At 60.8% G+C, this 22,708-nt stretch carries 25 protein-coding genes; 7 read left to right on the forward strand and 18 right to left on the reverse strand.

The window, feature by feature from the left end:
- Positions 1-85 precede the first annotated feature (85 nt).
- The 13 genes from AGR13A_RS18865 to AGR13A_RS18925 all read right to left on the reverse strand — a co-directional run bounded on the left by AGR13A_RS18865 (position 86) and on the right by AGR13A_RS18925 (position 11,591).
- Positions 86-922: an ABC transporter substrate-binding protein gene (locus AGR13A_RS18865; protein WP_035225049.1), complete on the reverse strand. Its 837-nt coding sequence runs from the start codon at positions 920-922 to the stop codon at positions 86-88.
- A 31-nt stretch (positions 923-953) separates the two neighbouring features.
- Positions 954-1,718 carry an amino acid ABC transporter ATP-binding protein gene (locus AGR13A_RS18870; RefSeq protein ID WP_035264886.1) on the reverse strand — a complete coding sequence of 255 codons (765 nt, stop codon included), beginning with the start codon at positions 1,716-1,718 and terminating at the stop codon, positions 954-956.
- Positions 1,715-2,476 (reverse strand): amino acid ABC transporter permease, encoded by a 762-nt coding sequence (locus tag AGR13A_RS18875; RefSeq protein ID WP_035225052.1) that lies wholly within the window; start codon positions 2,474-2,476, stop codon positions 1,715-1,717. The genes AGR13A_RS18870 and AGR13A_RS18875 overlap by 4 nt, the downstream gene beginning before the upstream one ends.
- The gene (locus AGR13A_RS18880) at positions 2,473-3,180 is read right to left on the reverse strand and encodes an amino acid ABC transporter permease (RefSeq protein ID WP_003519671.1); all 708 of its coding nucleotides are present in this window, start codon (positions 3,178-3,180) and stop codon (positions 2,473-2,475) included. Before AGR13A_RS18880 ends, AGR13A_RS18875 begins: the two co-directional genes overlap by 4 nt.
- Entirely contained in the window at positions 3,177-3,962 is a 786-nt protein-coding gene (locus tag AGR13A_RS18885) for an SDR family oxidoreductase (protein ID WP_035225054.1), read from the reverse strand. Before AGR13A_RS18885 ends, AGR13A_RS18880 begins: the two co-directional genes overlap by 4 nt.
- Positions 3,963-4,131: 169 nt before the next feature.
- Positions 4,132-5,067, reverse strand: a complete 936-nt coding sequence (locus AGR13A_RS18890) for a 2-hydroxyacid dehydrogenase (RefSeq protein WP_080838598.1) — start codon at positions 5,065-5,067, stop codon at positions 4,132-4,134.
- 9 nt (positions 5,068-5,076) lie between these two features.
- Positions 5,077-5,832, reverse strand: coding sequence for an SDR family oxidoreductase (locus AGR13A_RS18895; RefSeq protein ID WP_080838600.1), 756 nt, complete (start codon positions 5,830-5,832; stop codon positions 5,077-5,079).
- Entirely contained in the window at positions 5,829-6,815 is a 987-nt protein-coding gene (gene denD / locus AGR13A_RS18900; RefSeq protein WP_080838603.1) for a D-erythronate dehydrogenase, read from the reverse strand. Before denD ends, AGR13A_RS18895 begins: the two co-directional genes overlap by 4 nt.
- 42 nt (positions 6,816-6,857) lie before the next feature.
- Complete coding sequence (locus AGR13A_RS18905; protein ID WP_035225062.1) at positions 6,858-8,369, reverse strand: tripartite tricarboxylate transporter permease; 1,512 nt, start codon at positions 8,367-8,369, stop codon at positions 6,858-6,860.
- Entirely contained in the window at positions 8,366-8,818 is a 453-nt protein-coding gene (locus AGR13A_RS18910) for a tripartite tricarboxylate transporter TctB family protein (RefSeq protein ID WP_080838608.1), read from the reverse strand. The genes AGR13A_RS18905 and AGR13A_RS18910 overlap by 4 nt, the downstream gene beginning before the upstream one ends.
- Before the next feature lie 72 nt (positions 8,819-8,890).
- A complete protein-coding gene (locus AGR13A_RS18915) occupies positions 8,891-9,559 on the reverse strand; it encodes a 4-carboxy-4-hydroxy-2-oxoadipate aldolase/oxaloacetate decarboxylase (protein ID WP_080838611.1) in 669 nt (222 codons plus the stop codon).
- A gap of 96 nt (positions 9,560-9,655) precedes the next feature.
- Positions 9,656-10,609, reverse strand: a complete 954-nt coding sequence (locus tag AGR13A_RS18920) for a tripartite tricarboxylate transporter substrate binding protein (protein ID WP_080838614.1) — start codon at positions 10,607-10,609, stop codon at positions 9,656-9,658.
- 94 nt (positions 10,610-10,703) lie between these two features.
- The gene (locus tag AGR13A_RS18925; RefSeq protein WP_080838617.1) at positions 10,704-11,591 is read right to left on the reverse strand and encodes a LysR family transcriptional regulator; all 888 of its coding nucleotides are present in this window, start codon (positions 11,589-11,591) and stop codon (positions 10,704-10,706) included.
- Between the two features lie 198 nt (positions 11,592-11,789).
- Between AGR13A_RS18925 and AGR13A_RS18930 the strand changes: the two genes are divergently transcribed.
- Positions 11,790-12,719, forward strand: coding sequence for a DMT family transporter (locus tag AGR13A_RS18930; protein WP_080838618.1), 930 nt, complete (start codon positions 11,790-11,792; stop codon positions 12,717-12,719).
- On the opposite strand, the gene AGR13A_RS18935 is transcribed toward AGR13A_RS18930, so the two are convergent.
- Entirely contained in the window at positions 12,688-13,614 is a 927-nt protein-coding gene (locus tag AGR13A_RS18935; protein ID WP_080838621.1) for a DMT family transporter, read from the reverse strand. The genes AGR13A_RS18930 and AGR13A_RS18935 overlap by 32 nt on opposite strands.
- 193 nt (positions 13,615-13,807) lie before the next feature.
- On the opposite strand from AGR13A_RS18935, the gene accB reads away from it, so the two are divergent.
- From accB to AGR13A_RS18965, 6 genes are read left to right on the forward strand one after another with little or no spacing between them, the layout of a single operon-like run.
- Positions 13,808-14,272, forward strand: a complete 465-nt coding sequence (gene accB, locus AGR13A_RS18940) for an acetyl-CoA carboxylase biotin carboxyl carrier protein (RefSeq protein ID WP_080838624.1) — start codon at positions 13,808-13,810, stop codon at positions 14,270-14,272.
- A complete protein-coding gene (gene accC / locus AGR13A_RS18945; protein WP_080838627.1) occupies positions 14,269-15,660 on the forward strand; it encodes an acetyl-CoA carboxylase biotin carboxylase subunit in 1,392 nt (463 codons plus the stop codon). Before accB ends, accC begins: the two co-directional genes overlap by 4 nt.
- Entirely contained in the window at positions 15,657-16,097 is a 441-nt protein-coding gene (locus tag AGR13A_RS18950) for an acetyl-CoA carboxylase biotin carboxyl carrier protein (RefSeq protein WP_080838630.1), read from the forward strand. Before accC ends, AGR13A_RS18950 begins: the two co-directional genes overlap by 4 nt.
- On the forward strand, positions 16,094-16,807 hold the full coding sequence (gene pxpB / locus AGR13A_RS18955; RefSeq protein ID WP_080838633.1) for a 5-oxoprolinase subunit PxpB: 714 nt from the start codon (positions 16,094-16,096) through the stop codon (positions 16,805-16,807). The genes AGR13A_RS18950 and pxpB overlap by 4 nt, the downstream gene beginning before the upstream one ends.
- A complete protein-coding gene (locus tag AGR13A_RS18960) occupies positions 16,804-17,793 on the forward strand; it encodes a biotin-dependent carboxyltransferase family protein (protein ID WP_080838636.1) in 990 nt (329 codons plus the stop codon). The genes pxpB and AGR13A_RS18960 overlap by 4 nt, the downstream gene beginning before the upstream one ends.
- Positions 17,794-17,818: 25 nt before the next feature.
- On the forward strand, positions 17,819-18,586 hold the full coding sequence (locus tag AGR13A_RS18965) for a 5-oxoprolinase subunit PxpA (RefSeq protein WP_080838639.1): 768 nt from the start codon (positions 17,819-17,821) through the stop codon (positions 18,584-18,586).
- Between the two features lie 150 nt (positions 18,587-18,736).
- On the opposite strand, the gene AGR13A_RS18970 is transcribed toward AGR13A_RS18965, so the two are convergent.
- Genes AGR13A_RS18970 through AGR13A_RS18985 form a run of 4 tightly spaced genes read right to left on the reverse strand, consistent with a single transcriptional unit; the run spans position 18,737 to position 22,684 of the window.
- The gene (locus AGR13A_RS18970; protein WP_080838640.1) at positions 18,737-19,840 is read right to left on the reverse strand and encodes an ABC transporter ATP-binding protein; all 1,104 of its coding nucleotides are present in this window, start codon (positions 19,838-19,840) and stop codon (positions 18,737-18,739) included.
- A gap of 9 nt (positions 19,841-19,849) precedes the next feature.
- On the reverse strand, positions 19,850-20,926 hold the full coding sequence (locus AGR13A_RS18975; RefSeq protein WP_059757965.1) for an ABC transporter substrate-binding protein: 1,077 nt from the start codon (positions 20,924-20,926) through the stop codon (positions 19,850-19,852).
- A gap of 25 nt (positions 20,927-20,951) precedes the next feature.
- Positions 20,952-21,755, reverse strand: a complete 804-nt coding sequence (locus tag AGR13A_RS18980; protein WP_035225090.1) for an ABC transporter permease — start codon at positions 21,753-21,755, stop codon at positions 20,952-20,954.
- Positions 21,752-22,684, reverse strand: coding sequence for an ABC transporter permease (locus tag AGR13A_RS18985; RefSeq protein WP_080838643.1), 933 nt, complete (start codon positions 22,682-22,684; stop codon positions 21,752-21,754). Before AGR13A_RS18985 ends, AGR13A_RS18980 begins: the two co-directional genes overlap by 4 nt.
- Between the last annotated feature and the right edge of the window lie 24 nt (positions 22,685-22,708).

The following is a 22,708-nucleotide window of genomic DNA, read 5'->3' on the forward strand; positions in this document are numbered from 1 at the left end:
CCTCCCACGTTGAAGCTGTCGGCGAGAGCGTCTCGCCGACCGATAGTGTTGAAGAGTTGGAAATTGGCCGATGTTGAGCCGAAACTCAGGGGATCGGGTCGAACTTCAGTTCGGACAGAGGCACGACCTTGTCGGTGCGTGTCATCTTGTATTCGGTGTTCGGGCCAAGCCACTTGTCCCAGATGCGGTTGATTTCGCCATCCGCATCGAGCTTGCGCAGGATTTCGTTGATCTTTGCGGTCAGCGCCGGGTTGTCCTTGGCCATGCCGATGCCGATGGGCTGGAAGAGCATCGGCTCTTCGATCATGCGCATCGGCTTGCCCTTGGTCTTGGATTCATTGACGAACTTGGTCATCGTCATGGTGTTGCCGACAATGCCGCGCGCCTTGCCCTGCTGGACGGCGAGATAGGCGGATGCCGTATCCTGGAACGTCAGCGGCTCGGACTTGTTAAGCTTGACGGAGAGTTCGGATGTCGAGCCCTTGCTGGACGCGATGCGCTGGCCGACGAAATCGGACTTCTTGGTGCCGGGGTCATCGACCGGAACGATCAGCATTTCCTTAGCCAGATAATATGGGTCGCTGAACTGGATCTGTTCGGCGCGGCTCTGGGTGTAAGCGAGGTTGGCGACCGAGAGGTCGACGCGGCCGAGCTTGACTTCGGGGACGCGCGCTTCGACCGACACCGGCTTGATCTCTGCCTTGACGCCGAGTTCCTTGGCGATGGCGCCGCACAGATCGACATCGAAGCCTGCCATTTCGCGCGTCTTCGGGTCCGGCGAGGCGAAAGGCGGCACATCGGCGAATGTCGCGCAACGCAGCGTCTTGTTCGCAATGATCGTGTCGAGCTGGTCGGCCTTGGCCGGAATGACCGCAGCCGAGGTTGCCAATATGGCGGTAAGAGTAATGCACTTCCAGTTCATTTCAGTTCTCCCGTTATTATAGAGGTTGGGTCTAGTGTCTCAGATCGGCAAGAAACCGCTGGGCACGCGGATGTTGCGGATTTTTGAAAAACTCGTCCGGTTTTGCGGTTTCGAGAATGCGCCCGGCATCGATGAACCAGATGCGGTCGGCCACTTCACGGGCAAAGCCCATTTCATGGGTGACGCAGAGCATGGTCATGCCTTCGGCGGCGAGGCTCTTCATGACGGCGAGCACTTCGCCGACCATTTCCGGATCGAGCGCTGAGGTCGGCTCGTCGAACAGCATGACCGGTGGTTCCATGGCAAGTGCCCGCGCGATGGCGACGCGCTGCTGCTGACCGCCGGAAAGCTGGGCGGGATAGGAACCGGCCTTATCGGCAAGGCCGACGCGATCGAGAAGCTTCAGCGCCTTGTCATGGGCGACCGCGGGAGAAACACCCTTCACCCGGATCGGCGACATGGAGACATTTTCCACCACCGAAAGATGCGGGAAGAGGTTGAAGCTCTGGAAGACGAACCCAACCCGGCTGCGCAGCGCGTTCAGCTCCTTTGCGCGCATCTGGGCATGGATGTTTCTGCCGTCCAGCATGATCGACCCGCTGCTGATCTCTTCCAGACGGTTGATCGTGCGGATGAGGGTGGACTTGCCGGAACCCGACGGCCCGCAAATGACGACGACCTCGCCACGGGTGACGTTTTCGTTGACATCCTTGAGCACCTGATAATCGCCATAGCTTTTGCAGACCTGCGAAAGCGTGATGGTGTAGTCCTGAGTGGCGGAAACTGGCGCGGTCATAGCTGCTCCGTAGCGATATTGGCGGGGGCCGGTGCCGTGTCTGCGGCAAGCTTGCCGCGCGGCCCGGCCCGGCGGCGGGCGATACGTCGCTCGAGAAGATTGGCGACATGGGTGAGCGACCAGCAGATGATGTAATAAACCAGCGCCAGAATGAGGAAGACCTGGAAGGGCTGGGTCAAAAGCTGATTGTTCACCTGGTTTGCCGCAAAGGTCAGATCAGGCACATTGATGACATAACCGAGCGTCGTATCCTTTATGGTGGATACGAAAGTCGAGATCAGGCTCGGGATCATGTTGTAGAGCGCCTGCGGCAGGATGACATAACGCATCGCACCGAAATAACCGTGGCCAAGCGCCCGTGCTGCATCCATCTGACCCGTACCCAGCGATACGATGCCGGCGCGGACGACTTCACTCATGAAAGCGCCCTGATAGATGACGAGCGTGGTCAGCATCGTCACGAAGCTCGGCACATCGGCGCCGGTCCAGAGCGGAACGAGGAAGTAGCTCCAGAGAATGAGCATCAGCAGCGGCACGCCGCGGGTGAAATAGACCACCGCGGTCACCGGCCAGCGCAGGGCCCGCCATTTCGACAGCCGCGCCAGCGCCATCAGGATGCTGACGGGAAAGGCGAGCGCGATGCTGAGCGCTGAGAGGATGAGCGTGTTGGCAAGGCCGCCGAGCGGACCGTTGGGATATTGGCCGATCAGGAGCAGCAGCCAGTAATCCTGAATGATTGCGATCATGTCGTGGATCATGCCCGCGCCCTCCGCAGAGGATCGGCACGCATGGAGATATAGGCTCCGAGACCCATGATCAGCAGCGAGAAGAACAGATAAAGCACGGTGGCGACCAGATAGACCTCAAACGTCCGGAAACTCAGATTTTCGACTTCCTTGACCGCATGGGTCAGTTCCGGTGCGCCGATCAGAACGCCGAGACTGCTGTTCTTGAAAAGCGAGGTGCTGTGGTTGATGAGCGGCGGCAGCGCGTTGCGAACGCCCTGCGGCATGATGACGAAGCGCATGGCCGAGACATAGCTATGCCCGAGTGCACGCGCCGCCTCCATCTGGCCGGGATTGATGGAGCGAACGCCCGAACGCAGATCCTCGCTGAAATAAGCGGCCTGACAGAGGCCAAGGCCGATAATGGCGAAGATCGCTTCCGCATTGTGGCTGGAAAGCCAGCTGGCCAGCCCGCTCGGCAGCAGCGTGAAGACGCCGAAATACCAGAGCATCAGCTGCACCAGCGTCGGCACGTTGCGGTGATAGGACACATAGGCCGCCACCAGCGGATCGCCGAAGCGGAAGGGCGAGAGGCGGATGGCGAGAAGCACGATGGCGAGCGACATGGCGAGCAGCCACGAGCCGGCATAGATGATGAACGTCATCTGGATGCCATGCAGAAGCATCGAGACATAGTCCGCATTGTTCAAGATTGCGCCGAGGTCAAAACCGCTCACGCGACTTTTCCTCCGGCTCCGCCCGCCGCGACCTTTTCAGAGGTCTGGGGCTTGGCCGTCTGCAGCCCGCCCATGACCTGAAGCGTCGGGGTAATTTCCATGTGGCCGATATTCATGGCCACGGGTGCGGCGATGGCAAACGCAATCGCATCGGCGATATCGGATGCCTGCGGCAATTCGAAACCATCGATGAAACGTTCGCGAATGCTCGGATCATCGCCGTGCACGTGGTTGAAAATGTCGGTCGCAACACGACCGGGGCAGATTTCCGTCACCCGCACGCGTTTACCGAAAGCATCGATACGCAACTGGTTGGACAGCATCGCCACGCCGGCCTTGCTGGCATGATAGGTGGAATTGCCGCCAAAATTATAATTGCCGGCAATGGAGGAGATGTTGATGACATGGCCGCGATCTCGCGCCACCATGCCCGGCACCACCATGCGGCAGAGATGCAGCACGGCGCGCAGGTTCACATCGATCAGGAGATCGATATCGCTCTCATCCGCTTCCAGGAACTTCTTCGGGCGGTCAACGCCGGCATTGTTCACGAGGACATCGAACGCAACCTCACTGGTGAGCTTTGCAAGCGCCGGCCGGTCCGTCACATCGATGGCGTGGGCAAAGCAGCCCGTGCGCTTCGCCAGCTTGTTGAGAGCGTCCGCACTTCTGGCAACCGCATGCACTTCCAGCCCTTCGCGGCAAAGGCGCTCAACGACGGCGGCGCCAATTCCGGAAGATGCGCCGGTTACGAGTGCGGTCTTGTAGTCTGAGAATGGCATGTTTGTCCCCTATCGTTGAGCAAACATTAGTGAAGCTTTCATCGCTTGCCTAAGACCGATTTTTTTTGGAGTAATAAGCAACTTGTATGGATGGTGATTGCGCCACTTTCAGCGATGCGGCAACCCGGCCGGCGGGGCATGCATCCCCCATGCCGGCCACCGGCACATTCTAGACCACCGCCGTCGGCAGGTCCTGTCCTGCGAAATACGCATCCAGATTGGCGAGAACCAGAGCGCCCATCTGAAGCCGCGTCTCATGGGTCGCAGCGCCGATATGCGGAGCAAGAACGACATTGCGCATGCCGATCAGCGCCTCGGGAACATGCGGCTCGTTCTCGAAGACATCAAGCGCCGCACCCTTCAGCCCGCCTGACATAAGAATATCGACCAGCGCCTTTTCATCCACCAGCGATCCTCTGGCGACGTTGACGAGCACGCCATCCGGCCCCAGCGCCGCCAGCACCTCGCGGTTGATCGCGTGTCTGGTCTCCGGCGTCGCCGCCGCCGCGACGATCAGGACATCGCAGGCGCTTGCGAGCGACACTGCCGTTGAATGATAACCATAGGCCACGTCCTGTTTCCGCCGGCTGAAATAGGAAATCTCCGCGTCGAAGGCTTCCAGCCGCGCTGCGATGGCGCGGCCTATGCGACCAAGCCCATAAATCCCGTAACGCCGCCGCGAGGCCTTGTTGCCAAGCGGCATCTCGACTTTTTTCCACTCTCCCGAGCGGACATGGTGATCCGCGCTGACAAGCTGGCGCAGCAGCATGATGGAGAGGCCGATGGCGAGATCGGCGACGTCCTCGGTCAGCACGTCCGGCGTGTTCGTCACCCTGAAGCCGCGCACGTGGGCCTGATCGAGATCGACCTTGTCGAAACCGACGCCGTTGATGGCGACGATTTCGAGAGCGGGCAGGCAGGCGGCGAGATCAGGGGCGAGGCCGATATGACCGCCGGTGACGACAGCCTTTATCGAAGCCGCCTCCGCCTGCAGAAACGCCTGTTTGTCAGATATTTCGTGCCAACGATGGACCCGGAAGCGCTTTTGCAGCTCGGCTTCTATCTGTGGCTGAAGCGGGTAGGTTTGCAGAAGATCGGGCTTCATGCGCGCTCCTTAGCCGCGACCGACGAAAGGCATGCCGCTCGCCATCACCGTCATGGTCAGCACATTCGCTTCCAGCGGCAGCGAGGCCATATGCACCACGGCCCGGGCGACGATGCTGGCATCGATGGTGGGTTCGATGGCGGTGCTGCCATCCGCCTGCAGCACGCCGGTCGCCATGGCGCGCGTCATTTCGGTGCTGGCATTGCCGATATCGATCTGCCCGCAGGCGATGTTGAACGCCCGGCCGTCCAGCGCGGCCGACTTGGTAAGGCCGGTGATCGCGTGTTTGGTCGCGGTATAGGGTGCCGAACGCGGCCGCGGCGTGGTGGCCGAAATCGAGCCGTTGTTGATGATGCGCCCGCCCTGCGGCGATTGCGCCTTCATCTGGCGGAACGCCGCCTGGGTGCAGAGAAAGGCGCCCGTGAGATTGGCCCCGACCACCGCGTTCCAAGTTTCGAACGGCACATCTTCGATATGGACGGCCGGTGCCGACATGCCGGCATTGTTGACCAGAAGATCGAGACGGCCGAAACGTCCGGTAACCTCCGCAAACAGCCGCTCGACATCGGCCGGAACGGAAATATCGGCCGCGACGGCCAGAACGCGGTCTCGATGTTCGCGCCATTCGCCGACGGCGGCGTCCAGAACCTCATGCCGCCGCCCGGTGATCGTGACGCTGTAACCATCTTCCAGAAGCGCCGCGGCAATCGCCTTGCCGACTCCTGTTCCTCCGCCCGTAACGAGCGCGATCTTTCCAATACTCATGCTGCTTTCCCCTCCAGCTCATCTTCCACATGCGCCTGAATGATTTCGGCAAAGGACGTCTCCGCCCGGAAGCCGAGCGACAGCGCAAGCTGCGGATCGTAATCCTCGGCCCAGCCGTCGACGATCCTGATGATCCGCTCGTCGGGAACGCGTTTGATAAGCGCCACAGCCTTTTCCCCGGCAAAGGCGCGCAGGGCCTCGATTTCATCGGCCACCGTGGCAGAAAGTCCCGGCATGATGAGATTGCGGCGAACGCCAAGCCCGGAGAGATCAACACTCGCGGCGCGCAGCAGGAAAGCGACTGCCGAACGCGGGCTGGCGAACCAGTGGCGCACGGTATCGGCAACGGGCAGCACCGCCTCCTGGCCCACCAGCGGTTCGCGCAGAATATTGGAGAAGAAGCCGGAGGCGGCCGCATTCGGCTTGCCGGGGCGGATGCAGATGGTGGGCAGGCGGATGCTGACGCCATCGAAGAAACCGCGACGGCTATAATCCGCAAGCAACAGCTCCACGATCGCCTTCTGCGTGCCATAGCTGGTCAGCGGCGCGGGCAGGAACTCGTCGCCGATCACCTCGGGGAATGGCGATCCGAAAACCGCGAGCGACGAGCAGAAGACCACACGCGGCCGATACCCGTCCTTCTGATGCTCCAGACGAATAGCCTCGAACAGTGAACGTCCGCCATCGAGATTGATGCGATAACCTTTCTCGAAATCGGCCTCCGCCTCACCCGAAACCACGGCGGCGAGGTTGAAGATCACATCCGGTCGTTTGGCTATCAGCTTTTCGGCGACGCCGGCATTCGACAGATCGCTGCGTTCGATGGTCAGCTTGCCGCCAAAGCCCTTCGGCGCTGCCGGCTCGAAAACATCCGTCAGGGTCATCTCGGTGATCTTCGCACCGCCAAGCGCTCCGTCAGAAGCGAGACGTTGCGTCAATTTGCAGCCGATCATTCCGGCCGCGCCGATTATCAGAATATGCATGTTTCACCTTTGTTTGGCCGGCAGCGCCGGCTCGATTGATCGTCAGTCGTCATCACCCTGAAACACCACCTCGCGACGGCGCATGATCGCCGGCATCGCCATCATGATGACGACCATGCCGGACAAAGCGAGCAGGGTGGCGCTGATCGGATGGGTGACGAATGTCGAGAAACTTCCCTGCGAAATCAGCAGCCCAAGGCGCATGTTCTGCTCCAGAAGCGGACCGAGAACGAAGCCCAGCACCAGCGGCGCCGGCTCGCAGCCGATCTTGCGCAGGAAGAAGCCGACAATGCCGAAGACCGCGCAGAACAGAACGTCGACGACGCTGTAGGAAAGCCCGTAAGCCCCGATGGCGCAGAACATCAGAATGGCGGGGCACAAGAAGCGGTAGGGAATGCCGAGAAGGCGGACCCAGATGCCGATCAGCGGCAGGTTCAGCACCAGAAGCAGCAGATTGCCCACCCACATGCTGGCGATCAGCCCCCAGAAAAGGTCGGGCCGCGATTGCATGACCTCCGGTCCCGGCGTAATGCCCTGGATCATCATCGCGCCGACCATCAGCGCCATCAGGCCGTTGGCGGGAATGCCGAGTGTCAGAAGCGGAATGAAGGAGGTCTGCGCACCGGCATTATTGGCGCTTTCCGGCCCCGCCAACCCTTCGATCGCACCCTTGCCGAACCGGGATGGATCCTTGGCGATCTTGCGTTCCAGCGCGTAGCTCGCGAAAGAACTCATGATCGCACCACCGCCGGGCAGCACGCCGAGGAAAGAGCCGAGCGCCGTGCCACGCAGCACGGCGGGGAAAGCCTGTTTGAAATCCTCCCGCGTCGGCATCAGCGATCCGGTCTTTGCCGCACCTGCATCACGCTCGACGCCCTGCTGCAGATTGAAGAGAATTTCGCTGACGCCGAGAAGCCCGATGGCAAGAACGACGAAGTCGATGCCGTCGAACAATTCGGCCATGCCGAAGGTGAAACGCTGCTCCCCGGATGTCGGATCGATGCCGACGAGGCTGAGCGCGATACCGAAGGCGACCATGCCGACCGCCTTGACCGGCGATCCGCTGGACAGGAACACGGCAAACAGCAACCCGAAGATCACCAGACTGAAATAATCGGCCGGGCCGAAGGCAAGCGCAATGGCCGAAAGCGGCTTTGCGACAACGACGATCAGGACAGTCGCCACCGTGCCAGCAAAAAACGATCCGAGCGCCGCCGTGGCCAGCGCCACACCCGCCCTGCCCTGCCGCGCCATGGCATATCCATCGATGCAGGTGACGACGGATGAGGATTCACCCGGCAGATTGACGAGGATCGCCGTGGTCGAACCGCCATATTGCGCACCGTAGAAAATGCCCGCGAGCATGATCAGCGCCGCCGTATCCGGCATGGTATAGGTGATCGGAAGAAGCAGTGCGACGGTGGCGGAAGGGCCAATGCCCGGCAGGATACCGATCATCGTGCCGAGTGTGACACCCAGCAGGCAATAGAAAAGATTGACGGGTGTGACGGCCACGCCAAAACCGAGAACGATATTGGAAAGAAGATCGGTCATGGCAGCAACGGTATCCTCTGTCCGAGGCCCACAACGAAAATGAGGATGCAGGCGAAGATGAGCACGGCGGAAAGCAACAGAACCTCAACCGGCCGGATCCTGCCATAAGCGATGCAGGCGAGCACGATCAGCACGAAGGCAGCGGCGATAAAGCCTAGTGGCTCGATCAGCAGCGCAAAACCGGCAATGCCGGCCACCGCCAGAAACGGGCGCATTTTCGGCGCCACCCAGGCTTCGGACGGTGTCTTTCCCAGCAGATCCTGCAAAAGCAGCGCGATACCCAGCGCAAACATCAAGGCCGCGATGACCGTCGGCATATAGCCGGGCCCGGGCTGGAAATTGGTGCCCATGCTCAGCGGCCGCGCGCCATAATAAAGCCCGGCGGCGGCCGCCAGAAAGAAGGCCCCCGACAGAATATTCGCCGTTAGTTTCGAGCCGTTTTCGGCCATGATTATCTCCCCTCCACACTGAGAATACGCCGCGCTTCCCGACACGGCGTATTCAGATGTCGAAACACCGGCTCAATCGGCCCAGACACATCCTTTCGAGCGCATCATTTCGTAGCGATCCTCGATATCCATCTTGCCCTGCCGGTGCAGTTCCATCATGTGGTTCTCGTGGTCGTCGCGCTCCCGGCAGGCCTTGACGAGTTTCGGGATATCGCTCTCGCGAACGACGACAACGCCGTCATCATCGCCGCAGATTATATCGCCGGGGCTGATCAATTCGCCGCCGACCACGACCGGATGGTTGATGGTGCCGAGCGTGTCCTTGGAGGTGCCCTTCATGCAAAGGCCGAGTGAGAACACCGGGAAACCAATCTCGCGCAGACCCTTGCCATCACGCACGGCGGCGCTGACCACGAAGCCGACAATGCCCTTGCCGATGCAGGCGGCAGCCAGCACATCACCAAAGCCGCCCTGATTGGGATTGTCACCGCCATCGATGACCAGCACATCGCCGGGCTTTGCCAGATTGATGGCTTCGAAAATCATCAAATTGTCGCCGATATGGCATTTCGCGGTGATTGCGGGGCCGCAGATTTTCAGGCCGGGCTTGATCGGCTTGATGCGATAATCGAGAGCGCCGAGCTTGCCCTGCGCCTCGTGAATCGTGGCGGGGCTGAATTTGCTGATTGCCTCGATATCGGCTCTGGAAGGGCGCTGGAAATTGCGGATGACATGGGCCATGGGCCGGATTCCTTTCAACAGTGGGTCATGCCTGGGCCAAACGCGGCCCAAGCGTCATTTTCATTGGGGATGAGAGAAGCGGTCGGTGCCGGCCGCTTATTTTGTCCAGGGCTTGCTTTTCCAGAGCTCGGCCAGATTGGCGTTGCCCTTCTTGAGCGCCTCGGCAAATTCGGCCTGTGTCAGTGGCAGCATCGTCAGCTCGCGCTTTTTGGCATCGGCAAGATAATCCGGGTCCTTCAGCGCCTTCTGGAAAGCATCGACCAGCCTGGCCTCCACATCCGCCGGCAAGCCCTTCGGCGCGCCGAAGCCCGCCAGCAGGCTGAACTGCACATTGTAGCCGGCTTCCTTGAAGGTCGGCACATCAGGCGAAAGCGGCGAACGCTCGGCACCGGAGGTCGCGAGCACACGCAGCGCGCCGGAACGATTGTCGGCGAAGACCTCGTTGAGGTTCATGAAACCGAGCGTCACGTGGTTGCCAAGCATGGCGAGCCGTGCCGGCCCGCCACCATTGAAGGGCACGAAATTGAGCTTCACGCCCGCCGCCTCTTCGAACAGCAGGGCGGTGATCTGGCTCGGATGACCGATGCCCGTCACGCCGACGACGACCGGGTTCGCCTTGGCCGCCTCCACGAATTCCCTGGCGGTCTTGATCGGCGACACCTTGTTGACTGTCAGCGCCAGATCGCCACCGATCTGGTTTGCGAGCGCCGTGAAGGCCTCTTCCTTGTAGCTGGCATTGCCCTGCACGATCGGCGAATACATTGACGGGAAATTCAGCGCCCCGATGGTGTAACCGTCAGGCTTCGCATTGGCGATATAGGTCGCGCCGATCAGCCCGCCGGCGCCTTCGCGGTTTTCCACCACAACGGATGTGCCGAGATATTTTTCAAGATAGGGCACCAGCGCCCGCGACTGGATATCGGTGCCGCCGCCGGCCGGATAACCGATGACGAGCGTCACCGGCCGCTCCGGATATTCCGCCGCCGCCCCTCCCGCAGCCAGCATTCCCGCCGCCGCCAGCATGCCAAACAGAGATGTCTTCAAACGCATATCTTTTCCTCCCCGATACGCTTTCACAGGGGAGGCTAGGAAGAAGCCATCAACAATACAAATACCGAGTTTTCAATTTACCCATACAGATCGTTTATGGGTTGAATGCCGGCTCGCGTCCTGCGACAGCCCGCAAAAGGTCGCGGAACAGCCTGAACGTTCGCTCATCCACCTCCCTGCCCTTCAGCAGATGGACGGAGCGATAAATGACTGGCTCGATGATATGGGCGGCCTGAAGCTGACCGGCTTCCTGCTCCTGCTGCACCGAATTCCATGACAGGATCGTCGCACCGATACCGGCGCTGACGGCGCGTTTGATCGTATCCTGCCCGTCGATCTCCATGGTGACGTTCAGTGTTATCCCGGCACGGGCAGCGGCTTCGTCGATCGATATGCGCAGCGGATTGTCTTTCGGCGGCAGGATCAGGTCGAGCCCTGCTGCAGCCTCAAGCGGCATCGACCGGCCGATAGGCCTTGAAGAAACGGCAAACAGGCTCTCCTTGACGATAAGATCGTCGGCCTTGTCCTCAGCACCGACCAGCGCAACGGCCATATCCACCTTGCCGAGACGGATGAGCCGCAGGGATTCGTCATTGCGCGCCTCTATCAGCCGTAGCGAAACCTTGGGCATCGAAGCGGCAACCTCGCTGATGATGCTCGGCGCAAAGGCGGTCGCCCAGGAGGGAATGAGGCTCAGCCGGATCACCCGCTCATCCAGATAGGCCATGGCCCGGATTTCCGCCTCCGCCTGCCGAACCTTCTCCGTAATCTCCCGCGCATGGGAAAGCAGGACTTCACCCTTTTCCGTCGCCTTCACACCGCGCGCCAGCCGGTGCAGCACAGGAAAACCCACCAGCCGTTCCAGTTCCGTAATGTGATGGCTGAGCGCCGGCTGGGCTATTCCCAATTGCCGCGCCGCCGCCGACATGGAGCCGCAATCGGCAATCGCGACCAGATATCGCAGCCTGCGCAAATCCAACATGCCCGCTTAAACCTCCCGCCGGTTCGAGTTGCGATCATGACACCAAATCACCGCGCGGGCCTAGGGGAAAAGCGCCGTCCGGTGGTCCTGCCGGTCTTCAAGGGAGTGATGGGGTAAGACAAGATTCTTATGACAGCCGGCTAAGGCTTTTCTCAATGTCTTCCCCATGACACGGTCCTGGCTGCGATGGGGAGCGGGATGAATTCTAAGACCGGAATTTTGCTCAAGCTGACGGCCATGCTGGCATTCACAGTCATGTCCGCCTGCGTGAAGGGCCTGGACGGGGCGATCCCCGTTGGTGAAGTCGTTTTCTGCCGGGGATTTTTTGCCCTCATTCCCCTCTGTCTCTGGTTCATCGCCTCGTCCGAGCGGATAACCGTGCCGGCCGCAAAGAACATCGGCAGCCTGCTTGCCGGAAGCTCGGCCGGGCTTGGCGGCATGTTCTTCGGCTTTCTGGCGCTCGCCTATCTGCCGCTGGTGAATGTGACAGTGCTGAGCTACACGACACCGCTTTTCACCATCATGCTGGCAGCGCTGCTTCTAGGCGAAAAAGTGCGGATATATCGCTGGTCCGCCGTGCTGACCGGTTTCATCGGTGTCTTCATCACGCTCTCGCCGAAACTGATCTTCGATGCCGCCTCAGGCCCCGCTCAAATCGACAGCGTCGCGATGATCGGAACCGCACTGGCGCTGACCGGTGCGCTTTGCGCGGCCTTTTCCTCCATCGCCGTCCGCCATCTGAACAGCATCGAAAAGCCGTCGCGCATCGTGCTCATCTATACGCTGACGGGTGTGGTGGCCGGCCTCGCCACGCTCGGATTTGGATGGAAGATGCCGGATTTTCACCAGTTCCTGCTGCTCGCTGGCGGCGGCCTTGCCGGCGGCATCGGCCAGATCGCCATGACGCTCAGCCTGCGCCACGCCCAGGCCTCGCTGCTGGCGCCGTTCGATTACACCACGATGATTTGGGCAATCGCCCTCGGTTATCTCTTCATGGCCGAAGTGCCGACGGGTGCGACCATCATTGGCGCCTTGACTGTCATCGCCGCCGGGCTTTTCGCCATGTGGCGCGAAAACCGGCTGGCGAAACAGGTCGTCAGGGAGCCGACAGCGTCAGCTGTTCCGTGACACGCTTTTTGTGCAGCCGCCTTTCCCGCCACAGCGTGAACAAACCGGCGGCAACCACGATAGAAGCCCCCAGAATGGTCGTCAGGGCCGGAACCTGATCCATGAAGGCATAACCGATCAACAGCGCCCAGATCATCGTGGTGTAATCGAACGGCGCCAGCAGCGAGGCCTCGGCATAACGCAGGCTGAGCGTCACCAGTATCTGCGCGGTCCCGCCAATGAGACCGGTGCCGATCAGCAGGGTCCATTGCCACGCGGTCGGCATTTTCCAGCCCATGCCGATGCTGGCAAAGCCGATGACGGTGGTGAGCAGGGTGAAATAGAAGATGATCGCGCCGGTATTTTCCGTCTGCGTCAGATGCCGGATCTGGATCATCGATATGGCGGAGAAAAAAGCAGCCGCCAGACCGAACAGGCCGCCGAGCATGGCGACACCGGAGCCGGAAGCGACATCCGAAACATCGAAGGAAAAATGCGGCGACAGGATCAGCACGATGCCGCACAGCCCCACGACCACCGCCGTCCAGCGGTAAATCCTGACGACTTCCTTTAGAAGCAGCACCGCCAGAATGACGGTGAAGAGCGGTGTCGCGTAACTGATGGCCGTCGCGTCGGCCAGCGGGATATAGGCGAGCGCCAGATAGCTGAAGACCATGCCGCCGGTGCCGGAAAAACTCCGCACCAGATGGCCGCCAATATGGCTGGTGGCCACCTGCCTTCGCAAACCGCCCTGCACCGCCATCCACAGACAGAGCGGCAGCATGGCCACCGCCGACCTGAAGAAGACGACCTGCCCGATGGGTATCTCGCCCCTGAGGCTGCTGATGCAGGCACCCATCAGCACCAGAGCGAGCGCTGCGGAGATTTTGAGGAGAATGCCTTTGCGGGAATCCATGGTTCGTTCCTTCGGAGTCTTTGAACCGTTTCACCACGCGGCGGCGGGATATCAAACCGGAAAGCAATGTCCATAGGAACTTCGTCTGACCCCATCAATCCCGCCCCCATGGTAGCTATTGCTGATGGACAGGGTGCGGATTCCGCTCCGCCCGCCTGCCGCCGTGGGGACAAAAAAGACGTTGGAAACCAATATGGATCTGGAAAAGATCAAGAAACTGATCGAGTTCGTCGGCTCTTCGCGAGTGTCCGAATTGACCGTGAGCCAGGAGGGAACCACGGTCCGGATCATCCGCGAAAACAACGCCGTTTCACTGCAGGCGCCATCATCGCAGCCCCGGCCCGTTCCGGTAGCCGAAACGGCATCCGAGACATCCCGCGCCGAAGAGCAGGCGCCGACATCCGCCGCAGCCGCACCGGCGTCGTCCGGCATCGTCGCAGCACCCTCATTCGGTCTTTTCCATCGCGCCCCGAGCCCGGGTGCGGCGCCTTTCGCCGAAGCCGGCGACGAGGTGAAGGAAGGACAGGAACTCTTCATCATCGAGGCTATGAAAGTGTTCAACACCGTGAGGGCCGAACGAAGCGGCAGGATCGCCAGATTTATCGCCAATGACGGCGAAGACGTTGAACTTGGACAGCCGGTGCTGGAGTTCGAATGATGGATACGACACTCCCAAAGGTGGCTGAGCCAAGAACATTCGACAGCGTGCTGATCGCCAATCGCGGCGAGATTGCCTTGCGGGTGCAGCGCGCCTGCCGTGAGCTCGGTCTGAAGACCGTCATGATCTATTCAGAAGCCGATAAGGACGCCGACTATCTGAAGGCTGCCGATACCGCCATCTGCATCGGCCCGGCCTCTCCCAGCCAGAGCTACCTCAACGCGCCGGCCATACTGCTTGCGATGGAGCTGACCGGCGCTGGCGCGGTTCACCCCGGTTATGGTTTCCTGTCCGAAAGAGCATCTTTTTCGGAAGCCGTGGAGGCGGCGGGGGCGGTCTTCATCGGCCCGCGCGCCGACGCCATCCGCACCATGGGCGACAAGATCGCGGCGAAGCGGGCAATGATGGAGGCCGGCGTTCCCTGCGTGCCCGGCCCCGATTCCGCCCTGCCGGATGACATGGCCGAAGTCTCGAAAATCGCCGCCGAAATCGGCTATCCCGTCATCGTCAAGGCGGCCGGCGGCGGCGGCGGGCGCGGCATGCGTGTCGTGCACGAGGCCTCCGCCCTTCAGGATGCCGTTCTCGTCACGCGGGAGGAGGCGAGCCGGGCCTTCGGCACGCCGGAACTCTATATCGAGAAGTTCCTCGAACATCCGCGTCATGTCGAAATTCAGGTTCTCTGCGATGGTCAGGGCGGCGGGGTCTGGGTGGGGCTGCGCGATTGTTCCATGCAACGCCGCCACCAGAAGGTCGTCGAAGAAGGCCCGGCCATCGGCATCCCGCCCGATGTCGCGGCTTTCGTCGGCAATCGCTGTGTCGAAGCCTGCCGCCAGATCGGTTATCGCGGCGTCGGCACCTTCGAATTTCTCTATGAAAACGGCGAATTCTATTTCATCGAGATGAATACCCGCCTGCAGGTCGAACATCCGGTCACGGAAATGACCTCGGGCGTGGATCTGGTGCGCCAGCAGCTTCTCGTCGCTCTCGGCCATCCGCTCGAGATTTCGCAGGAGGATATCGTCTGCGAAGGCCATTCGATCGAATGCCGCATCAATGCCGAAGACCCTTACAACTTCATTCCCTGCCCCGGCCTGATCACAGCTCTGCACCTGCCGGGCGGTCCCGGCGTCAGGGTCGATACCCATGTGACGGCGGGTTATCGGGTTTCGGCTCACTACGATTCGCTGATCGCCAAGCTCATCGTCCATGCGCCGACCCGCGAGCAGGCAATCCTGCGCATGCGGCGCGCCCTTGGCGAAATGCGTATCGAAGGCGTTTCCACCAACCTGCCGCTGCACCGGGAAATATTGCAGGACCCGGCCTTTTCCGAAGGCGGCACGGATATTCATTACCTCGAGCATTGGCTTGCAGCGCGGAGTGCAAAGTGAAGCGACAGCCTGTTTCCATATCCCGCTACAGCGAGCCCGGCACGATTGCCGATCTTGCCGCTCACCTCGAGCGCAACAACGTCTCCGCCATTGAAATAGAGACGCCGGATGGATCATTGAAGATCGTTGCCATGGCAGGCGGTCAGGCCCCTGCCGCACAGCGGCCCATCGAAGCGGCCAAAGCGCCGGTAAAGGCGGGGGATATTCTTGCCCGTGCACCGATGGCCGGCATCTTCACGCCCGCGCATCCGCAGCGCCCCGACCGGGCGGTTCAGACAGGACAATCCGTAGCGAAGGGCGAGATCGTCGCATTCGTCGCGGCCGGACCCGTGCTTGTTCCGGTCATTGCCGAAAAAGCCGGCACCGTCAGCGAAATCGTGACGGAAGCCGGTGCGCTTGTCGGCTATGGCTCCACCCTTCTCAAGACCGAAACATGATGGTGACGTCGATGAGCAACCTCCCGCTGAAAACGCCCCACCTCACCCCTGCCCATCTGGGCCTGCCGAAAATCTCGATGATCGGCAACAAGACCTTTCTGATCGAAGCGCCCGGCGAGCTGGACCTGCCCGCCCAGAGGCGCATCTGGGCGCTGACGCGCGCATTGAAGGACCGCCCCGAGGTGCTGGAACTCATACCCGGCATGACCAACCTGCTGATCGTGCTGCGCAGCACGCCTGAAGATGCCGGGCATCTGCAGGACGAGCTTCTCGACATCTGGCAAAGGACGGCGGAACTCGATCTTCTGGGCAAGACCATCGAAGTGCCGACGACCTATGGCGGTGAGCAAGCCATCGACCTTGCCACGATCTGCGATTATTCCGGCCTGCCGGACAGGGAAGTCGTGCGCCTGCATTTCGAGCGGACCTATACGGTTTTCGCCGTCGGCAGCGCGCCGGGCTTCGGTTATCTCGGCGGCCTCGACCCACGCATTTTCATGCCGCGCAAGAAAGTCCCGTCGCTGCGTATGCTCAAAGGCATGGTGACCATCGGCGGCATGCAGTCCGGCATCTCGGTTCTGACCGGGCCGAATGGCTGGAATTCGCTGGGTTTCACCGAAATCACCATGTTCGACGCCACCGCCGAACAGCCGGCGGTGCTGGCGCCCGGTGACCGCGTTCGTTTCCTTCCTGAAAGGATCGAACTATGATCCATATTCTTGCCTGCGGGCCACTGAACACCGTCCAGGACCTCGGCCGCGCGGGTTACCGCAATATCGGCATCACCGCCACAGGCGCGATGGATCCAATTGCGCTCAGGGTCGGCAATATTCTTGTCGGCAACGGCGAGGGTGCCGCGGCGATTGAAATCCAGACCTTTCCGTTCCGCATCGAATTCGAAGAGGCGCTGACCTTCGCGGTAACCGGTGCGGATTGCGCCGCCCGGCTCAATGGTGCCGATCTGCCGCCTTACTGGTGCGCGCGGGCAGAAGAGGGTCAGATTCTCGAATTTTCGACGCCCATGAAAAATGCGCGCGCCTATCTCTGCCTTCAGGGCGGCATAGACGTCCCCGTGGTCATGGGATCACGAAGCACCTCGCTTCGCGGCTCCTTCGGCGGCCATGAGGGACGCCATCTCACCACCGGCGACAGGCTGTCCGTTCTGCCATCCGCACCACCGGCAAGCGGCCTCGGTGTCATGCCGCTTGCCGAGGCGATGCCGGAGATGTTTCCGGTATCTGACAAGGGCGAATTGCTGCTGAGAGCCATTCCCGCCGCCGAACATGATCTTTTCGGCGAAGGTGCGGAACGTTTCTGGTCCGAAGCCTGGAAAATCACCTCGCAGAGCGACCGCACCGGCTACCGGCTTGCCGGCACGCCACTCATGCTTTCGGCTCCCGTCGAATTGCGCTCCTATGGCGTCATTCCGGGCGTGGTTCAGGTGCCGCCGGGCGGCGAGCCGATCATCCAGATGAGCGACGCCAACACGGCCGGCGGTTATCCCAAGATGGCCGGTATCATCGACAGCGATCTTTGGCGGCTCGGACAGGCGCGCATCGGCAGCCGCATCCGCTTCGTGCAGGCAACGGTGCGCGAGGCGCTGGAAGTCGAGCAGGCGATCGATGCGTATTTCGCCGATATCCGCAAGACCCTGCCGCTGGTCACCGCCGCACTCGGCACGCTCACAAAACGATAATCCTGAAGAACAAGGAGAGGGAACCATGAAGATCGATGTTAATTCCGACATGGGCGAAGGTTTCGGCGTCTATAAGGTCTGCGACGACGAGAAACTTATGGAAGTCGTCTCTTCGGCGAATATCGCCTGCGGCTTCCATGCCGGCGATCCGGAAATGATGGCGCGCATGGTGCGTCTTGCCAAACAGAACGGCGTCGGCGTCGGCGCCCATCCGGGCCTCGCCGACCGTCTCGGCTTCGGCCGCCGCGAAATTCCCGTTGATGCGGAAGAAATGGAACAGCAGGTTCTCTACCAGCTCGGCGCGCTTTCGGCGATTGCGAGGGCGCAGGAGGTTGCGCTCTCCCATATCAGTTTCCATGCCGCCATGGGCAACATGATCAACCGCGATGCGGCACTTGCGGATCGGATCATGAAAAAGATCAAAGCGGTCGATCCCAATCTCATCGTCTTTTCGATGCCGGACATGCTGATCGAAAAGGCGGCCCTAGATTGCGGGCTGAAGGTGCTCAACCTCTTTCTCGCCGACCGCGCTTATGATGTGAAGGGCCAGCTCGTGCCACGCAAGCTGCCCAATTCCGTCATCAAGGAAGAGGGAAAAGTTCGCGCACGCGTGCGCCAGTTTCTGGAAAAAGGCACGGTCACGACCATCGAGGGCGAGACCATCCCCGTTCGCGCCAGATCGATCCTCGTCCACAGCGATACGCCCGGCTCGCTGGAGCTTGCGCGCACGGTGCGCAGCGAAGTGGAAGCCTGCGGCGGCAACGTCGTGCCGGCTCGCGAAGTGGTCGCCTGAAGCAGTATACGCCTCATATTCTGAAGCACAAAAGAACGGCACCGCATTCCGTGTCAGGAGTGCGGCGCCATAATTTTGTCAGCTATGGAATAAGGCAAGGTTTCGATCCGTCGCCAGCCGAGCCGCCTGAGCGACCCGGCCGCGAGATCATCAATTCAGCTGGATCACGTGATTGCTGTCGCTCGTCCAGCTCAGTCTCACCCGGTCGCCAGCGGCGCTGACGGCATTGGTGAAACCTTCCGTCTGGGTCTGCCGGTAGGCGATCATCGGCTCGCCATTGTCCAGACGCAGGTAATAATGCAGCATGAAGCCGCGATAGACGACCTGCTCCACCCGCGCCGTGGTGGAATTGCTGGCGTTTTCACCTGCGTCCACCGCAAGCGGTGAGACCGAGATTGCTTCGGGGCGAACGGTCACGACGACCTTATCGCCCTGAACCGCCCCCATATCCTCGACATCGAGCCGCACGCCGGAACCGGTGACCAGCCTTGCGGAACGACCATTGCGCTCCGCCACGCGCGCCTCGAAGAAGTTCGAGGCGCCGATGAAACCCGCGACGAAGCGTGTCAGCGGCTTCTGGTAGATTTCACCGGCCGGTGCGATCTGCTCGAGATTGCCATCCCGCATCACGGCAATCTGGTCCGCCATGGTCAGGGCTTCGTCCTGATCGTGGGTCACCATGATGGTGGTGAGGCCAAGCCGCTGCTGCAGGCTGCGGATCTCGACCTGCATGCTTTCCCTCAGGCCCTTGTCGAGCGCGCCAAGCGGCTCGTCGAGAAGCAGCATCGAAGGCTCGATCACCAGCGCGCGCGCCAGCGCCACACGCTGTTGCTGGCCGCCGGAAAGCTGCACAGGCAGCCGGTCGCCGAAGGCGTGCAGCTGAACGAGATCGAGCGCCTGCTTCACGCGCCCTTCCCGGTCAGCCTTCGAGATGCCCCGCATCTCCAGACCGAAGGCGACATTTTCGGCAACGGTCATGTGGGGAAACAGGGCGTAGTTCTGGAAAAGCATGCCAACATTGCGGCGGTGAACCGGGGTACGCGTGGTCGGCTTGCCGCCGACCACGATTTCACCCGAGGTAGGATCGACAAGCCCCGCAATCATGCGCAGGCAGGTCGTTTTCCCGCAGCCGCTCGGGCCGAGAAGCGCCAGGATTTCCCCTGCCTTGACGGTAAGCGAAACATCATCGACGGCAACGACCTGACCGCTGTAATGCTTGGTCAGTCTCTCCAGGCGGACTTCTACGGATTTCATCAGCGTTCCTCAGCCGTTAAAGGTCTGATTGTATTTTTCGAGCCATTGGGCGCGGCGCGGAATGATGTATTTCCAGTCCGGCGTGAAGAGGTTGAGCGATTCCATCTTCGCTTCCGGATAGGCGAGGAACTTCGCCGTATCTGCGCCGAACTCGATGCCCTTGACGGAGGGGGCGCTCAGCGTCGCTTCCGAAAGCATCTTCTGCACGCCCGGATCGAGGATGCGGTTGATATAGGCAAGCGCGAGATCGCGGTGCGGTCCGCCCTTTACCAGCGCGATGGAATTGATGCCGGTGAATGCCCCTTCCTTCGGGAAGGTCATGTCCAGCGGCACGCCCTTCTTGGTGTGCGGATAAACCGCCTTGGAATATTCGATACCGCCGAAATCCGCCTGGCCCTGCGCCACCATCATCGTCTGCGCTTCCGCGTCATAGATCGAGAGCACGTTCGGCTTCAGCTCGGCGAGTTTCGCCCAGCCGGCATCCGTATCATATTGCGCCTCTTTCAGCGGCTTGCCGGTCGCAAGGGCGGCCGCCACCATCAGCATCAGAACGCTCTGGGTGTTCTTCGGTGTGTTGAGAAGCATGCGGCGGGCATATTTCTTGTCGAACATCTGTTCGTAGCTTTCGAACGGCTTGCCCGTTGTCGGATTGTAGAACAGGCCGGCAATCGAAATCGCAAAACCGACGCCGAAATTGTCTTCGAAAAGATAGCGCGAATAGACGTTCTTGAGGTTGGGGATTTCGTCCGCCGGCAATTGCTCGATCAGGCCTTCCTCCTTGGCCTGCGGAACACCGACATCGTCCATCGACATCACGCTATATTGCGGATTTTCGCGGGTGGCGCGCAGCGTGGCGATATTGGCGAGCGTCGCGCCTTCGGTCGTCAGCACCCGGCACTTATATTCCTTTTCGAAAGCCGGGATCACTTCCTTCTTGATCAGCCCGCCCTGCGCCGAATTATAGACGCCGACATACATGGTGCGGTCCTGTGCAGAAGCCGCGGTGTAGAAATAGGGTGTGGCGAGCGCGCCTGCGGTGACTGTCAGGAAACTGCGCCGTTTCATGATGATGGTCTTGTCTGTCATTTCCGGTACCCCTCTTGTTGTTGATTTACATAGCCATTGCCCGGCGCAGGCCCACCAGCCTGTCGAGGACGAGCACGACGGTCACCGCCAGAAGGATGATGATGGTGGACATGGTCGCGACCGAAGGATCAAAGACCGTGCCGATCTGGCGATAGAGAACGATGGGCACGGGCAGGTTCGCTGAATCCGCCAGCCACATCGAAACGGGATAATTGTCGAAAGAAACCATGAAGCAGAAGATCGAGCCGGAGGCGACGCCGGGCGCGATCTGCGGAAAGATCACCCGCGTGAAGGTTTTCCAGCGGGTGGCGCCAAGCGTGCGCGCCGCCTCCTCGAGGCTGACATTAACGAGCTGAAGGCTGGTCAGCACCGTGCGGATCACATAGGGCGAGGTGACAACGGTGTGGGCGATCAGAAGCTTCAGCTTGGTATCCATCCAGCCATAACCGGAGAAAAGCTGTAGCAATGCCAGGCCGGTCACCAGCACGGGAAAGATCAGTGGCGAAAGCAGCAGCCCCTTCATCAGCGAGCGGCCGATGAACTTTCCACGGGAGAGCGCGAAGGCTGCCGGAACGCCGAGCGCCAGTGAAAGGATGGTGGTCGCCACCGCCAGCGCCGCACTGAAGGTGAGGCCAGCGGTAAATTCCTCGTTCTGCATTACCGCCGCATACCAGCGGAAGGTGAAACCCTGCGGCGGGAAGGTGACGAAATAACTGTCGGAAAACGAGATGGCGACAACGAGGATGATAGGAGCCAGGATAAAGACCATCATGGCGGCGGTGATCGCGTAAAGGACGATGGCGGAAGTGCCGGTCAGCTTGTTGTTCATGAAGCGCTTGCCTTGATACGACGCCCGCCGAGCAGCCTCATCGAGACGGCGTTGATCAGAATGACGATGAAAACGAGGATGGTGGCGATGGTGGCGCCGAACGGCCAGTCATAGACCGCGAGAACCTGCTGTTCGACCATGTTTCCGAGCATCTGCGAGCCGGGACCGCCGATCAGAGCGGGAATGACGTAGGATGCCGAGGCCAGAGAGAAGACCAGCGTGAAACCCGCTAACAGACCGGGAAGGCTGAGCGGGAAGGTGATCCTCAGGAACACTTTCCATGCCGGCGCGCCCAAAGTTCTGGCAGCCTGCTGCAGATTCGGATCGATCTTTCCGAGAGCCGAGGACAGCGGCAACACCATCATCGGGAAGAAAATGTGCAGGGAGCCGATAACCACGGCGGCATCCGAAAACAGCAGCGTCATGGGACTGTCTATGATGCCCAGATTCATCAGAACGTAGTTCAAAAGGCCGGTCGGACCGTTGCCGAGAATGAGCTGCCACCCATAGGCGCGCACCACGACGCTGACGGCAAGCGGCGCGATCACGATCAACGTGATGATACGGGTCGTGACGATATTGCCGCGCACGAGAACGGTCGCAACCGGATAGGCCAGTATCGCCGCAAGAACCGAGGTGATCAGGCTGATGCGGATCGTCGCCCAGAGGACCTTCTGGTAAAGATCCACCTCGAAAAACCTGACATAATGGGCAAGCGTGAAGGGGGAGCCGATCAGCCCCTGCGAATTCTGGGTCATGAGGCTGAAGCTCATCAGCCGAACCGCCGGCCAGAAGAAAAAGATCAGCAGAAAGATCAGCAGCGGCAGGATGAGGATGCCGGGCGAAAACAGCCGACGCTCGAGGGCCTTCCAGCCGGAAACTCCACGGCGTGGCGGGGCATGTGGTTCCATGATCGCAATATCCGACATCTATACTCCCGTCGCGTTGAATAC

The organism is Agrobacterium genomosp. 13 str. CFBP 6927 (genome assembly GCA_900012615.1).
Lineage (GTDB): Bacteria > Pseudomonadota > Alphaproteobacteria > Rhizobiales > Rhizobiaceae > Agrobacterium.